The 14,549-nt window shown below is 29.7% G+C and carries 12 protein-coding genes; 10 read left to right on the top strand and 2 right to left on the bottom strand.

The genetic code is table 11. From position 1 onward, the window contains the following. The first annotated feature begins 96 nt into the window (after positions 1–96). Positions 97–1,710, top strand: coding sequence for a CTP synthase (pyrG, locus tag MPF19_RS12520; RefSeq protein ID WP_203394488.1), 1,614 nt, complete (start codon positions 97–99; stop codon positions 1,708–1,710). Positions 1,711–1,964: 254 nt separating this feature from the next. Then, on the top strand, positions 1,965–3,851 hold the full coding sequence (yidC, locus tag MPF19_RS12515; protein WP_203394489.1) for a membrane protein insertase YidC: 1,887 nt from the start codon (positions 1,965–1,967) through the stop codon (positions 3,849–3,851). 550 nt (positions 3,852–4,401) lie between these two features. On the opposite strand, the gene MPF19_RS12510 is transcribed toward yidC, so the two are convergent. Beyond that, a complete protein-coding gene (locus tag MPF19_RS12510) occupies positions 4,402–5,601 on the bottom strand; it encodes a THUMP domain-containing class I SAM-dependent RNA methyltransferase (RefSeq protein ID WP_203394491.1) in 1,200 nt (399 codons plus the stop codon). 182 nt (positions 5,602–5,783) lie between these two features. Between MPF19_RS12510 and MPF19_RS12505 the strand changes: the two genes are divergently transcribed. The 4 genes from MPF19_RS12505 to MPF19_RS12490 all read left to right on the top strand — a co-directional run bounded on the left by MPF19_RS12505 (position 5,784) and on the right by MPF19_RS12490 (position 9,128). After that, on the top strand, positions 5,784–6,509 hold the full coding sequence (locus MPF19_RS12505) for a methyltransferase domain-containing protein (protein ID WP_249988504.1): 726 nt from the start codon (positions 5,784–5,786) through the stop codon (positions 6,507–6,509). Further along, the gene (locus tag MPF19_RS12500; RefSeq protein ID WP_203394493.1) at positions 6,506–7,183 is read left to right on the top strand and encodes a ZIP family metal transporter; all 678 of its coding nucleotides are present in this window, start codon (positions 6,506–6,508) and stop codon (positions 7,181–7,183) included. Before MPF19_RS12505 ends, MPF19_RS12500 begins: the two co-directional genes overlap by 4 nt. Before the next feature lie 63 nt (positions 7,184–7,246). Next, positions 7,247–8,131 (top strand): LysR substrate-binding domain-containing protein, encoded by an 885-nt coding sequence (locus tag MPF19_RS12495; RefSeq protein ID WP_203394494.1) that lies wholly within the window; start codon positions 7,247–7,249, stop codon positions 8,129–8,131. A gap of 76 nt (positions 8,132–8,207) precedes the next feature. After that, positions 8,208–9,128: a YeiH family protein gene (locus MPF19_RS12490; RefSeq protein ID WP_249988503.1), complete on the top strand. Its 921-nt coding sequence runs from the start codon at positions 8,208–8,210 to the stop codon at positions 9,126–9,128. An 88-nt stretch (positions 9,129–9,216) separates the two neighbouring features. Here the strand turns inward: MPF19_RS12490 and MPF19_RS12485 are convergent, their stop codons facing one another. Further along, positions 9,217–11,400, bottom strand: coding sequence for an ATP-dependent DNA helicase RecQ (locus MPF19_RS12485; RefSeq protein ID WP_203394496.1), 2,184 nt, complete (start codon positions 11,398–11,400; stop codon positions 9,217–9,219). A gap of 140 nt (positions 11,401–11,540) precedes the next feature. Here MPF19_RS12485 and MPF19_RS12480 point away from each other — a divergent pair, with 140 nt between their 5' ends. The 4 genes from MPF19_RS12480 to lptB all read left to right on the top strand — a co-directional run bounded on the left by MPF19_RS12480 (position 11,541) and on the right by lptB (position 14,534). Continuing rightward, on the top strand, positions 11,541–12,509 hold the full coding sequence (locus tag MPF19_RS12480) for a KpsF/GutQ family sugar-phosphate isomerase (RefSeq protein WP_249988502.1): 969 nt from the start codon (positions 11,541–11,543) through the stop codon (positions 12,507–12,509). After that, positions 12,509–13,321 (top strand): twin-arginine translocase subunit TatC, encoded by an 813-nt coding sequence (gene tatC / locus MPF19_RS12475; RefSeq protein WP_249988501.1) that lies wholly within the window; start codon positions 12,509–12,511, stop codon positions 13,319–13,321. The genes MPF19_RS12480 and tatC overlap by 1 nt, the downstream gene beginning before the upstream one ends. Beyond that, a complete protein-coding gene (locus MPF19_RS12470) occupies positions 13,311–13,655 on the top strand; it encodes a carboxymuconolactone decarboxylase family protein (protein WP_249988500.1) in 345 nt (114 codons plus the stop codon). The genes tatC and MPF19_RS12470 overlap by 11 nt, the downstream gene beginning before the upstream one ends. A 141-nt stretch (positions 13,656–13,796) precedes the next feature. Continuing rightward, on the top strand, positions 13,797–14,534 hold the full coding sequence (lptB, locus tag MPF19_RS12465) for an LPS export ABC transporter ATP-binding protein (RefSeq protein WP_203394500.1): 738 nt from the start codon (positions 13,797–13,799) through the stop codon (positions 14,532–14,534). Positions 14,535–14,549: the final 15 nt, after the last annotated feature.

Genomic DNA, 14,549 nt, shown 5'->3' with positions numbered 1-14,549 from the left:
TATACTATTTTAAATAGAAGAAATATAAAAATAAATACCAATTTTTATTTGCCATAAATATTAGAGTTAGTACTTTTGCGCAAACCTAAGAATACCATGAGTAATACTAAATACGTTTTTGTAACAGGAGGCGTAACATCATCGCTTGGAAAAGGAATTATTGCTGCATCATTAGCAAAATTACTACAGCAAAGAGGCTTTTCTGTAACTATCCAAAAACTAGACCCTTATATTAATATAGACCCAGGAACTTTAAATCCGTACGAACATGGAGAATGTTATGTTACAGATGATGGAGCTGAAACAGACTTAGATCTAGGTCATTATGAGCGTTTTTTAAACATTCCTACCAGTCAATCTAATAACGTAACTACAGGTAAAATTTATCAATCTGTAATTAATAAAGAACGTAGAGGTGATTTTTTAGGAAAAACGGTACAGGTTATACCACATATTACCGATGAAATTAAACGCAGAATCCAAATTTTAGGGGAAACTGGTGATTATGATATTGTAATTACAGAAATTGGTGGAACAGTTGGTGATATTGAATCTTTACCTTATGTAGAGTCGGTAAGACAAATGCTTTGGGAAAAAGGAGAGGAAAATGCCATTGTTATACATTTAACATTGGTCCCTTATTTAGCTGCTGCTGGTGAGTTAAAAACAAAACCTACGCAACACTCTGTAAAAATGTTAATGCAAAGTGGTGTAAGTCCTGATATTTTAGTGTGTAGAACAGAACATGAAATTTCTGACGACATTAAACGTAAACTAGCATTATTTTGTAATGTTAAACAAGATGACGTTATTCAGTCTATTGACGCAGAAACTATTTATGACGTACCTAATTTAATGTTAGAACAAGGTTTAGATACCGTTGTTTTAAATAAATTAAAGCTTTCTTCTAAAGGAGAACCAGAATTAAAAGTTTGGAACGAGTTTTTAACCAAACATAAAAACCCAAAACACGAAGTAGAAATTGCCTTAATTGGTAAATATATTGAGTTGCAAGATTCTTATAAATCTATTACAGAAGCTTTTATTCATGCAGGTTCTACGCATGAAACAAAAGTAAAAGTACGTTGGGTACATTCTGAAAATTTAACACCTAAAAATGCTGAGAAAAAACTAAAAGGTGTAAATGGTATTTTAGTAGCTCCTGGTTTTGGTGATAGAGGTATTGAAGGTAAAATTAGAGCAGTAAGATATGCAAGAGAAAATAATATTCCTTTCTTCGGAATTTGTTTAGGAATGCAAATGGCAGTGATTGAATTTGCTAGAAATGTATTAGGTATAGAGAATGCTAGTTCTACAGAAATGAACAAAAGCACCAAAGAACCTATTATTAATTTAATGGAAAGCCAAAAAGGGGTTACCGAAAAAGGTGGTACCATGCGTTTGGGTGCTTGGGATTGTGAATTGAAAAAAGATTCTAAAATATTTAAAGCCTATAAAACTGAATTGATAAGCGAACGTCACAGACACCGTTTTGAGTTTAACAATGCTTATTTAGAACAAGTTGAAGCTGGCGGAATGAAAGCAACAGGGTTTAACCCAAAAACAGGGTTGGTAGAAGTTGTAGAAATACCTTCGCATCCTTGGTTTGTTGGTGTTCAATATCACCCAGAATATAAAAGTACCGTTTTAAAACCGCATCCTTTATTTGTAGATTTTATTAAAGCAGCTTTAAAACAGTCTAAGATTTAAAATTCTAACTTTTAAATTAACACATAGCATCATAGAATATTTAACCTATGCTTCTATGTGTTAAAAAAATATAATCTTACTATTTAAAAAGAGAACATCATATTTGTAAAAAAAAGGAATACTATTTGAACTATTAGTAGGTATAACATTTAAAGTAGCAAAAACGATATAAAGCTTCTTTTTCACTACATTTGTCGCGTTTTAATCAAAAGATATTTTTGATTAAATGACAAATTGACATTTTAAAATAACACATGGAACAAAAAAAATTCGATATCAATTCTTTTATAGGAATGGTACTATTAGGAGGTATTTTATTATACTGGATTAACACTAACAAACCAGATGAAACAATTGATACTCCTACGAATACAGAGCAAGTTGTAGAAACTACAAACAATACAACTAATACTTTAACAGAAAACACACCTGTTTTTGAAAATGACTCTTTAAAACAAGTTGCTTTTACAGATAAGTTAGGCGCATTTGCACAAAGTGCGATTAATGGAAAAGAAGGAACTTCTGTTCTAGAAAACGAATTGGTTAAATTAATTATTAGTAACAAAGGAGGACAAATTATAGAGGCTGAAATTAAGAATTATAAAACCTATGATTCCTTGCCTTTATACATGATAAAGAATAAGAACGCCTCTTTTAATATTAATTTTGGAACTACAGATAGTAGAATTTTAAATACTAAAGATTTATTCTTTGAGCCAACCATTACTAAAAATGGAGAAAACACTGTTGTTTCTATGAAACTAAAAGTGTCTAACACTCAATTTCTTGAATATAGATATGAAATAAAACCAAAAAATTACATGGTTAATTTTGTGGTTCGTTCTCAAGGTTTAAACTCGGTTATTAACTCTTCTAACCCAATTAATTTAAATTGGTCTTTAGATGGTTACAGACATGAACAAAGTTTATACACAGAAAACACCATGTATTCTCATCTTTATTATAAAACAGAAGATGAAGTAGATCATTTAAACGCTGGCAAATCTGAAGTTATTAACGATGTTGACTGGGTTTCTTACAAACAACATTTTTTTATGTCTAATTTATTAACGGATACCCCTTTTAATAATGCAACTATAACTTCTACTGAATTAGTTAAAAATGAGGAAATTGATAGTATTTTTACAAAACGTTATGAGTTAAAGACACCTTTAGAATTAACGAACGGAGAATTAAATTATAATATGAAATGGTTTTACGGCCCTAGTGATTATAATTTATTAAAAACTTTTAAAGGTACAGATTTAGATCAAACAGCAGATTTAGGATGGGGAATTTTTGGCTTCTTAAACAGAAACGTATTCTACCCTGTTTTTAATTTCTTAAAAGGATTTTTATCTAACTATGGATTAATTATTATTTTAATGACCGTTGTTGTTAGAATTATCATGTCTCCATTAGTATATAAGTCTTATTTATCAAGTGCAAAAATGAAGGTGATTAGACCAGAATTAACAGCCTTAAATGATAAATATCCAGGTAAAGAAAACGCAATGAAGCGTCAGCAAGAAACCATGGCTATTCAGCGAAAAGCTGGTGTTAGTATGTTATCTGGTTGTATACCCGCACTATTACAAATGCCTGTATTCTTTGCATTGTTTAAATTTTTTCCAACAAACTTAGCTTTAAGACAACAAAGCTTTTTATGGGCACCAGATTTATCTTCTTACGATATTATCTATAACTTACCTTTTAAGATTCCTGTTTACGGAAATCACGTAAGTTTATTTCCTATACTAGCTTCTGTTGCAATTTTCTTTTACATGAAAATGAACCAAAGTCAGCAAGCAAACATGCAAGCACCAACGCAAGAAGGAATGCCAGACATGGGTAAAATGATGAAGTATATGATTTACTTCTCTCCTATTATGATGTTAGTTTTCTTTAATCGCTATGCAAGTGGATTAAGTTTATACTACTTTGTTTCTAACCTGTTAACGATTACTATTATGTTAGTAATTAAACACTACGTAATTGATGAAGCTAAAATTCATGCTCAGATAGAGGAAAACAAAAAGAAACCGGAAAAAAAGAAAAGTAAATTCCGTCAAAAAATAGATTCTGCTATGAAACAAGCGCAAGATCAACAAGCTGCACAACAGAAAAAAGGAAAAAAATAAGCAGGTACCAACACTTGCTTCAGTTTATAAAAAAACCCAAAACTTAATTGTTTTGGGTTTTTATTGTTTAAAATAACAGCGAAACCTTATTTCATTTAAAGTAAAATTAGTGTTTTTACTGTTGATTTTTTAACTAAAAAAAACGAGCTTAGCTAACTATGAATATAAAACGTTATATATTAATTTTAACGTTAGCTATAAATAGAGAAATATCTTATCAAGCTAATTTTATTCAGCTTATAAGACGTTTTTTTATATTAAATAATCTATTAATTGTTACTGAAACTAGCAAACTAGTTTAGCCCTGATTGAAGCAATTGTTTGAGCTCTTTTTTATTCCTTTTTAGGATAAAAAAAGCGAGTGCGGAAAGCAGGAAATAGCTTCAAAAAAAAAGAGGTTATCTAAAAAAGTCGTTTTTTGTCAATCTGAATTTATTTCAGATTCTTATGAAGATTGAACTTCACTGTAACAAAATTTAATCTTTTTTAAATAACCTCTTTACTCCTTCATAAACAGATTGTTTTGTAAAATTACAATAACAAAAAGAGTCTAATCTTCCGTTTCTGTTTCTACTTCTGTATCAGTATCTTCTTTACGTTCTTTAAATTTACGAGTTCCTTCGTACAAATCGTACTTTACAAACTTACAGTTTAAATCTCCGTTTTTAAGGGCTATTCTTTTAGAAGTTCTTAGTCCTACACATTTTAAAGCGTCTGTATCCGATGTAATTAACCAAGCTGTAGAGCCAGGGTAATTGTTTTTAAGCGTATCTCCTATTTTCTTATAAAATTCTTCGGTATCTATATTTAAACGCTCGCCATATGGCGGATTGAATAATATGGTAGTGTTACCAAAAACTTCTTTTTTAGAATTAAAAAAGTTAACGTGATGCACACCAATAAACTCATCTAAATTAGCATTTTCTACATTTGCCTGTGCTTTTTGTACTGCAGATGGTGCTTTATCAAATCCCATAATTTTAAAATGAGAAGAACGGATTTTCTTTAATAATGATTCTTGAATGGTAAAATACAAGTCTTCATCATAATCTTTCCAATTCTCAAAAGCGAATAATTTTCTGTTGATGTTTGCCGGAATATGATTAGCAATCATGGCAGCTTCAATTAAAATAGTACCAGAACCACACATTGGGTCTATAAAGTTTTCTTCGCCAGTATAACCAGATAATAAAACCATACCAGCAGCCAAAACTTCGTTTATAGGTGCAATATTAGTAGCGGTTCTATAACCTCTTTTATGTAAAGAATCTCCCGATGAATCTAAAGAAACGGTTAACCACTCTTTATGTATGTGAATATGTACTTTTAAATCTGGGTAATCTAAATCTACATTGGGTCTTTTACTATATTTATGTCTAAAATAATCTGCAATAGCATCTTTAGATTTTAAAGAAATATAATGTGAGTTTGACGTAAAATTCTTAGAATTTACTACGGCTCCGATAGCAAAAGTACCTTCAGTTTCTAAATAGTTTTCCCATTTAATTTTCTGAATTGCCTCATACAAATCTTCTTCATCGTAAATCTTACAAACTTTTATCGGTTTTAAAATTCTTACAGCCGTTCTTAATGCAATATTTGCTTTGTACATAAAACCGGTGTCTCCTCTAAAAGAAACCATTCTAATGCCTTCTTTAACATCTTGTGCTCCTAGTTCTTTCAACTCTTTTGCCAACACACCTTCTAAACCGAAAAGTGTTGTTGCCGTCATTTTAAAATCTTTGTTCATACCCATAAAATTGACTGCAAAAATACTATTTATAAATAGGATTTATACTAATTAAGAAATTCATTTTACAGAACGTAAGTTTTGGTTACTTTTACAGACTCTTAGTAAGCAAAACAAACCAATACTTATAAACACAATTATAAGATAATATAAAAAAAGGTATTGCAAAATTACACAGACAAATGAAACAGAAAGATTGGTTTACAGATTGGTTTAACACCCCTTATTATCACACATTATACAAAGAAAGAAACGATGATGAGGCTCAATTGTTTATGAAAAATATTACCTCTTTTTTAAACTTGCCAAAAACAACGCATATTTTAGATTTACCTTGCGGTAAAGGGCGTCATTCTGTATTTTTGAATTCTTTGGGCTATACAGTTACTGGGGGTGATTTGGCAGAAAACAGTATAAATTCTGCTAAAAAATTCGAAAATGATACGTTAAAATTTAATGTGCATGACATGCGCAAACCTTTTCATCATACCTACGATGCTGTTTTTAATCTGTTTACAAGTTTTGGCTATTTTGATGATGATAAGGAAGATATTTTAATTCTAGAAAACATTAAAAAAGGTTTAAATAAAAATGGTTTTTTTGTATTTGATTTTTTAAATGCAGAAAAAGTAAAACTAAATTTAGTAACTAAAGAAACAAAAATTGTAGATAATATTACTTTTAAAATTAAAAGAGAGATTAAAGATGGATTTATCTTAAAGCATATTTCTTTTTTTGCTGATGGTGAAGCGCATTCTTACACAGAACAAGTAAAATATTTAGATCTTGCTAAAATGACTACCTTCTTTAATAAAGTTGGTTTTACTATTACATCCGTTTTTGGAGATTACAATTTAAATACATTTAAAGGAAACACTTCCGATCGATTAATTATTATTGCAAAATGAGTTACATCTTATTAATAGTAGCTGTTTTTATTGGTTCTATCTTAGTTTTTATTATAAAACCAAGTAAAAAAATTGTGCGCTTATTATTAGCTTTTAGTGGCGCCTATTTATTAGCTGTTACTATTTTACATTTATTACCAGAAGTTTATTCTGAAACTACAGAATATAAAAAAATAGGTATTTTTATTTTAGTTGGAATTATTATTCAGTCTGTTTTAGAATCTTTTTCTAAGGGAGCAGAACATGGTCATATTCATATTCATTCTGATAACAAAGAATTCCCAACCTTGTTATTTGTTAGTTTATGCATCCATTCTTTTTCTGAAGGCTTACCTATTCATCATAGCGGTGATAACTTATTATGGGCTATTGTGGTTCATAAAATACCTATTGCCATTGTATTAACTACTTTTTTAATTCAGACGAAATATTCTAAAAAAATAACCTATCTTTTTTTAATTGTTTTTGCTTTAATGAGTCCTTTAGGGCTACTTTTAGGAGATAAAATTACTTTTTTTACAACGTATGCTACAGAAATAACGGCCTTAATTATTGGGGTGTTTTTACATATTTCTACCATCATCCTTTTTGAAGGCTCTGAAAACCATAAATTTAACTTACAGAAATTTATAGCTATCGTTTTAGGTGTTTTACTTACCGTTTTTACGTTGTAATGATATTGATTAAAACTGTAGAAATTATTGTACATTTAAAAGTAAGGTATTGTACACAAACTAATGAAAACCAAATTACATATATTTAAAGTTGTAGCTAAACATTTAAGTTTTACAAAAGCTGCTGAGCAATTATATCTTTCTCAGCCTGCCATATCTAAGTCCATTAAAAATTTAGAGCAAGAGTTTAAAACCACCTTATTTATAAGAAAAAGAAACTCGATTGAATTGACAACTGAAGGAAAATCTTTTCTTATTTATACGAATAAAATATTAGCCATTTATGCAGAAATGGACGAAAAATTTCTTCATAAAAAAGATGATTTACCAAATTTTATCAACTTTGGTGTAAGCACCACCTTGTCTAACTACATTATTCCTAAAGTAATAGCCAAATTTAGAACGCAATTTCCTCAAACAAAATTTAACATCATAAGCAATAATTCTGAAAATATTGAAGCCTTAATTTTAAATGAAGAAATAGATTTTGGAATTACAGAAGGAAGTATATCAAACCCTAAATTACATTTTGAGAAATTTATTAAAGACGAAATTGTACTTGTAACAAATGCAAATAATAATACTTTTCAAAAAAGGAATATTGATATAGAAACGCTGCAAAAAATCCCCATGATTGAAAGAGAAAAGGGTTCTGGAACAAAAGTAATTATAGATAGCTTCCTTTTAAATCATAAAATTAAAAAACTTAATTCTGTTGTGTCTTTTAATAGTACGGAAGCCATTAAAAATTATTTATACAATTCAGACCATTACGCCCTACTCTCTATCCACTCTATTTCTGACGATTTGATGAGTAATAAACTCAAAATAATAGACATTAAAGATTTAAGTATTGAAAGGTGGTTCTATTTTGTTAATAGAACTGGATACCTTTCTAATACTTTTGATTATTTTAAAAAATTTACCCGAAACAGCTATAACTTTTAGTTATCTCATATAGCTAATTAATTTGCTTTAAAGTAATTAATACCTGCTACTTTTGTATCAAATAATACACAATGATATGAAAGATTTTATCTCAAAAACAGTTTACTTTCTTCTAGTACTAATTACCCTTTTAGGTTTTGTAAACAGCCCAACAGCATTAATAATTGGTTTTGTATATACCATAATTTTCAACAATCCATTCCAGACATATAGTCACAAAGCTATTCATTATTTACTAAAAATTTCTGTTGTGGGATTGGGCTTCGGAATGTTTATAAAAGAAACTTTAGCTACAAGTAAAGCAGGGTTTGGGCTAACTATTTATTCTATTCTATTAACGGTGACCATTGGTTTATTGTTAACAAGGCTTTTAAAAATAGATTTAAAGTTAGGACATCTTATTACCTCTGGAACTGCAATTTGTGGAGGGAGTGCAATTGCTGCTATTTCATCTGTTATTAAAGCAAAAAGTAAAAATATAAGTATTGCTTTAGGAATTGTATTTTTATTAAACTCTATTGCATTGTTTGTATTTCCTGCAGTAGGGCATTTTCTAAACTTAACACAAGAGCAATTTGGTTTGTGGTGTGCAATTGCAATACACGATACAAGTTCTGTTGTTGGAGCAGCTTTAGAGTACGGAGAAGAAGCTTTGCGCATAGCGACTACCGTAAAACTATCTAGAACACTGTGGATTATTCCTTTATCAATTTTTTCAATGTTTCTTTTTAAAACAAAAGGAGAAAAAATTAAAATACCCTATTTTATTCTTCTATTTATTGTAGCTATTATGATAAATAGTTACCACCTTTTACCTGAACCAACTACTAAATTTATTGTTATAATATCAAAACGATTGTTATTACTAACTTTATTTCTTGTAGGCTCTAGTATTTCTATAAAAGACTTAAAATCTACAGGAATAAAACCAATAATACTGGCACTTACACTGTGGATCTTTATTTCAATATTTTCGTTAGTCTATATATTAAATTAAGATATTTCATAAACACTTAAATAAATTTCAAAAAAAAACTAAGATAAATTTATCTTAGTTTTTTGATTATAATAATTTAGTATAGCCATTAATTAGCCACTTCATTTATAAATTTAATTCGCATTAAGCGCAACTCATCTTCATCATAATCTCCATCAAATTCATCTAGAGCTTCTTGTATGTTATCTGTTTCTGCGTCCATAAAATAATCATGAATTTCTTCCTGCTGATCTTCATCTAACAAATCGTCTAAAGCATAATCTATATTTAATTTGGTTCCAGAAAAAATAATAACTTCCATCTCTTTTATCAACTCACTCATTTCAAGTCCTTTTGATTTAGAGATATCTTCTAAAGGTAATTTTTTATCGGTATTCTGAATAATAAAAAGCTTTAATCCAGAGTTTGTACCGGTACTTTTTACAATTAAATCATCTGGTCTTAGAATATCATTTTCTTCTACATAAGTAGCTATTAGTTTCACAAAATCTTTACCAAATTTTCTTGCCTTCCCTTCACCTACTCCATGAACTGTCGAAAGTTCTGCTAAAGTAATTGGATATTTCAATGCCATATCATCTAATGATGGATCTTGAAAAACAGCAAATGGAGGTACTCCTTGTTTCGAAGCTACCCTTTTACGTAAATCTTTTAATAATTTTACCAACTTATCATCTGCAACACCCCCAGAAGATTTAGCATTTGTTATGATCGTATTATCATTTTCTTCATTATAAGAATGATCTTCCGTCATCATAAAAGAAGTAGGTTTCTTTATAAATTCCGCTCCTTTTTCTGTCAATTTAACAACACCATATTGCTCTATCTCTTTCTTTATATAATTTACCACCAAAACCTGTCTAATTAAAGCCATCCAATAAAGAGGAGATTTATCTTTTCCGCTTCCAAAAAAGGGTTGTAAATGTGTTTTATGTGATGTTAATAGGGCATTTTCTTTTCCTACAATCGTATTTACAATTTCCTTAGATTTATACTTTTGTAAGGTGTTTTTTATAACTTTTAATAAAAGTTGTACATCTTCTTTGGCTTCGTGTTTTTTCTTAGGATTTCTAGAGTTATCATCCATATCTGCTCCATCACCTTTTTCAGCATCAAACTCTTCTCCAAAATAATGCAGTAAATATTTACGTCTATTCATAGACGTTTCTGCATAACCAACCACTTCTTGTAATAATGCATGCCCAATTTCTTGTTCTGCAATTGGCTTACTCGCCATAAATTTTTCTAACTTTTCTATATCTTTATATGCATAGAAAGCCAAACAATATCCTTCTCCATCATCACGCCCTGCACGTCCGGTTTCTTGATAATAACTTTCTAAACTTTTAGGTATATCATGATGTATCACAAAACGAACATCTGGTTTGTCAATTCCCATTCCAAAAGCAATCGTAGCAACTACTACATCACAGTCTTCCATTAGAAACATATCCTGATGCTTCACTCTAGTTTTTGCATCTAAACCTGCATGATACGGAACAGCTTTAATACCGTTTACTTGTAATATCTGAGCAACTTCTTCAACTTTTTTCCTGCTTAAGCAGTAAATAATTCCAGATTTACCCATTCTTTGTTTCACAAAACGAATAATATCTTTTTCTACTTCTTTTGTTTTAGGTCTTACCTCATAAAATAAATTAGGTCTATTAAAAGACGCTTTAAACCTATTTGCATCCGGAATTCCTAAAGTTTTTAAAATATCTTCTTGTACTTTTTCTGTTGCTGTTGCTGTTAAACAAATAACAGGCACATTATCTATGGCTTTAATAATGTGTTTTAAATTTCTGTATTCAGGTCTAAAATCGTGTCCCCACTCAGAAATACAATGCGCTTCATCAATAGCTACAAAAGAAATTTTTTGCGTTCTTAAAAAAGTAACATATTCTTCTTTTATTAAAGATTCTGGTGCTACATACAATAATTTTGTAATTCCGTTAGCAATATCTTCTTTAACTTGAGCTACTTCTGTTTTATTCAAAGATGAATTTAAAACATGCGCCACACCATTATGTTCAGAAATCCCCCTAATTGCATCTACTTGATTTTTCATTAAAGCAATTAATGGAGAAACTACAATAGCAGTTCCTTCTGCCATTAAAGCAGGTAGCTGATAACAAAGTGATTTCCCTCCACCTGTTGGCATTATTACAAAAGTGTTATTATTTTCAACAATACTTTTAATCACTTGCTCTTGGAGACCTTTAAATTTATTAAATCCAAAGAACTTTTTTAGAGGGGTATATAAATCCATTTATATTAAATATTCGTTTAACTTTTAAAACAATTCACAAACATACTATTATATTTGCTCTAACTATTATTTATAGTAAATTTGCTTGTTTCTTAATCTAAAGATATAACTTTTTTTTATTCTGATAAAACACCAAACATTTGAAAAAGACAAACACAATTATAAATACAGCCAAAGAAACTATTTTAACAGAGAGTAATGCTATTGCTAATTTAGCAAATTTAATTGACGCTGACTTTGAAGAAGCCGTTAAATTTATTTTAAATTCGAATGGAAGGGTAATTGTAACAGGAATTGGTAAAAGTGCAAACATTGCTACCAAAATAGTTGCTACCTTAAACTCTACTGGTACGCCGGCAATTTTTATGCATGCTGCAGATGCCATTCATGGAGACCTAGGAAACGTACAAAAAGACGATGTTGTTATTTGTCTTTCTAAAAGTGGAAATACTCCCGAAATTAAGGTTTTGGTTCCTTTCATAAAAAATTATGGAAACAAAATAGTAGCTATTACAGGTAATGTAGATTCCTATTTAGGAGAACATGCAGATTTTACCTTAAATGCTTATGTAGAAAAAGAAGCCTGTCCTAATAACTTAGCACCAACAACTAGTACAACTGCTCAATTAGTTTTGGGTGATGCATTGGCTGTTTGTTTATTAAATTTACGTGGTTTTACCAGTAAAGATTTTGCTAAATATCATCCAGGAGGCGCTTTAGGTAAGCGTTTATATTTAAGAGTTTCTGATTTAGTAGAAAATAATGAAGTACCTAAAGTAAATGAAACAGATACCATTGTAAAGGTAATTGTTGAAATTTCTGAAAAAAGATTAGGGGTTACAGCTGTGATGAATACTGACAAGTTAGTTGGAATTATTACAGATGGTGATATTAGAAGAATGCTTTCTAAGACCACTGAAATTTCTAAAATTACAGCAAAAGATATTATGGGTAAAAACCCTAAAACCATAGATAAAGACGCCATGGCAATTGACGCTCTAAATACTATGGAAAAAAACAGTATTACTCAAATGTTAGTTGTTGATGATAAAAACAAATATGTTGGAGTTGTACATTTACATGATTTAATTAAAGAAGGGATTTTCTAATGGCAGAAAAACAAAAAGAAATGTCCTTTTTAGGTCATTTAGAAGAATTAAGATGGCACTTGGTAAGAAGCGCTGCCGCAATATTTATTATTGCTATTGTATTATTTGTGTTTCAAAAAGAAGTTTATGAAAACTTTTTATTAGCACATAGAAAACCAGATTTTATAACCTATCGACTATTTTGTGACTTTTTTACCTATTTTGGTTTTGATAGTAGCTTTTGTAATGTTGAATTTAATGACCACCTTATTAGTTTAAAGCCAACCCAACAGTTAATGAACTCTATTTGGTCTTCATTTATATTGGGTATTATTTTGTCTTTTCCATATCTTTTATGGGAAATTTGGCGATTTGTATCTCCTGGTTTAACTAAAAATGAAGTAAATAAATCTAGAGGATTTATTTTTGCGGCTTCTTTTCTTTTTTTCTGTGGTATCGCTTTTAGCTTTTATGTTATTGCGCCAATTTCTATACACTTTTTGTATAACTATCAAATTACAGATTTAATTCAGAATAACTTTACACTAGACTCACATATCGGACTTGTTACCAATATGTTACTTGGAGTATCCATTTTATTTGAGTTACCTGTATTAATTTACTTTTTAACAAAAATTGGTTTGGTAACGCCAGATTTTTTAAAGAAATATAGAAAACATGCTTTGGTGGTTGTATTAATTTTAGCAGCAATTATTACACCTCCAGATGTTGCTAGTCAAGTAATCGTATCGATTCCTATTCTTATTTTATATGAAGTGAGTATTAGAGTTTCAAAAATTGTAATAAAAAAACAGCAAAAAGATGCACGATAAAGTAAAAGAGTTTAATGATTATCGTCAGAAAATGAACGATAAAATTCTAGAATCTGATAATAAAGTAATTAAAAGAATATATAATTTAGACACAAATACTTTTAAAGAAGGGCATTTACCCGTTAAAACAAAAGAACTTTTAGGCTTAGTGGCTTCTGCTGTTTTACGATGTGATGATTGTGTACAATATCATTTAGAAGCTGCCATGAAAAACGGAGTTACTAAAGAAGAAATAATGGAAACCATGTCTATTGCTACGTTAGTTGGTGGTACCATAGTAATTCCGCATTTAAGAAGAGCCGTTGAGTATTGGGAAATGCTAGAAAATAAGTAAGCAGTTTTCAGTTGCAGTAATCAATAAAAAAAATGAATGTTATGAATCTATTAAGATTTTAAAAAACATAATTTATTACTTTTACACAAACCAATCAATTACACGTTTCAACAATTAAACAATTACACATATTTATAAAATATGATTTTAAGAGCAGAAAATATAGAAAAAATCTACGGAAGTAGAAAAGTTGTAACCGGAATTTCTTTAGAAGTTCAGCAAGGTGAAATTATCGGACTTTTAGGGCCTAATGGAGCTGGAAAAACAACTTCTTTCTATATGATTGTTGGAATGATAAAACCAAATTCGGGTAAAATCTTCTTAAATGATGAAGAAATTACAGAAGACGCCATGTATAAACGTGCCCAAAAAGGGATTGGATATCTTGCACAAGAAGCTTCTGTTTTTAGAAAATTATCTGTAGAAGATAATATAATGTCTGTTTTACAATTTACAGATTTAACTAAAAAACAACAAAAAGATAAGTTAGAATCACTTATTGAAGAGTTTAATATTGGCCATGTTCGTAAAAACAGGGGAGATTTATTATCCGGAGGAGAAAGACGTAGAACAGAAATTGCGCGTTGTTTAGCTTCTGACCCCAATTTTATTTTACTAGATGAACCTTTTGCGGGTGTAGACCCCATTGCTGTTGAAGATATACAAAGTATTGTTGCGCATTTAAAAGACAGAAATATCGGTATTTTAATTACAGATCATGATGTACAAGCAACATTAGCTATTACAGATAAAACCTATTTAATGTACCAAGGAAGCATTTTAAAAAGCGGAACTCCGGAAGAATTAGCTGCAGACGAAATGGTTAGAAAAGTATATTTGGGTAAAGACTTCGAATTGAAAAAGAAGAAGATTTTTTAACAAGAAAATAAACAA

It is taken from the genome of Polaribacter sp. Z014 (assembly GCF_023555435.1).
Taxonomy (GTDB): Bacteria; Bacteroidota; Bacteroidia; order Flavobacteriales; family Flavobacteriaceae; genus Polaribacter.
Note: the sequence above shows the minus strand (reverse complement) of the source record. Positions and strands in the feature narration are given on the sequence as shown.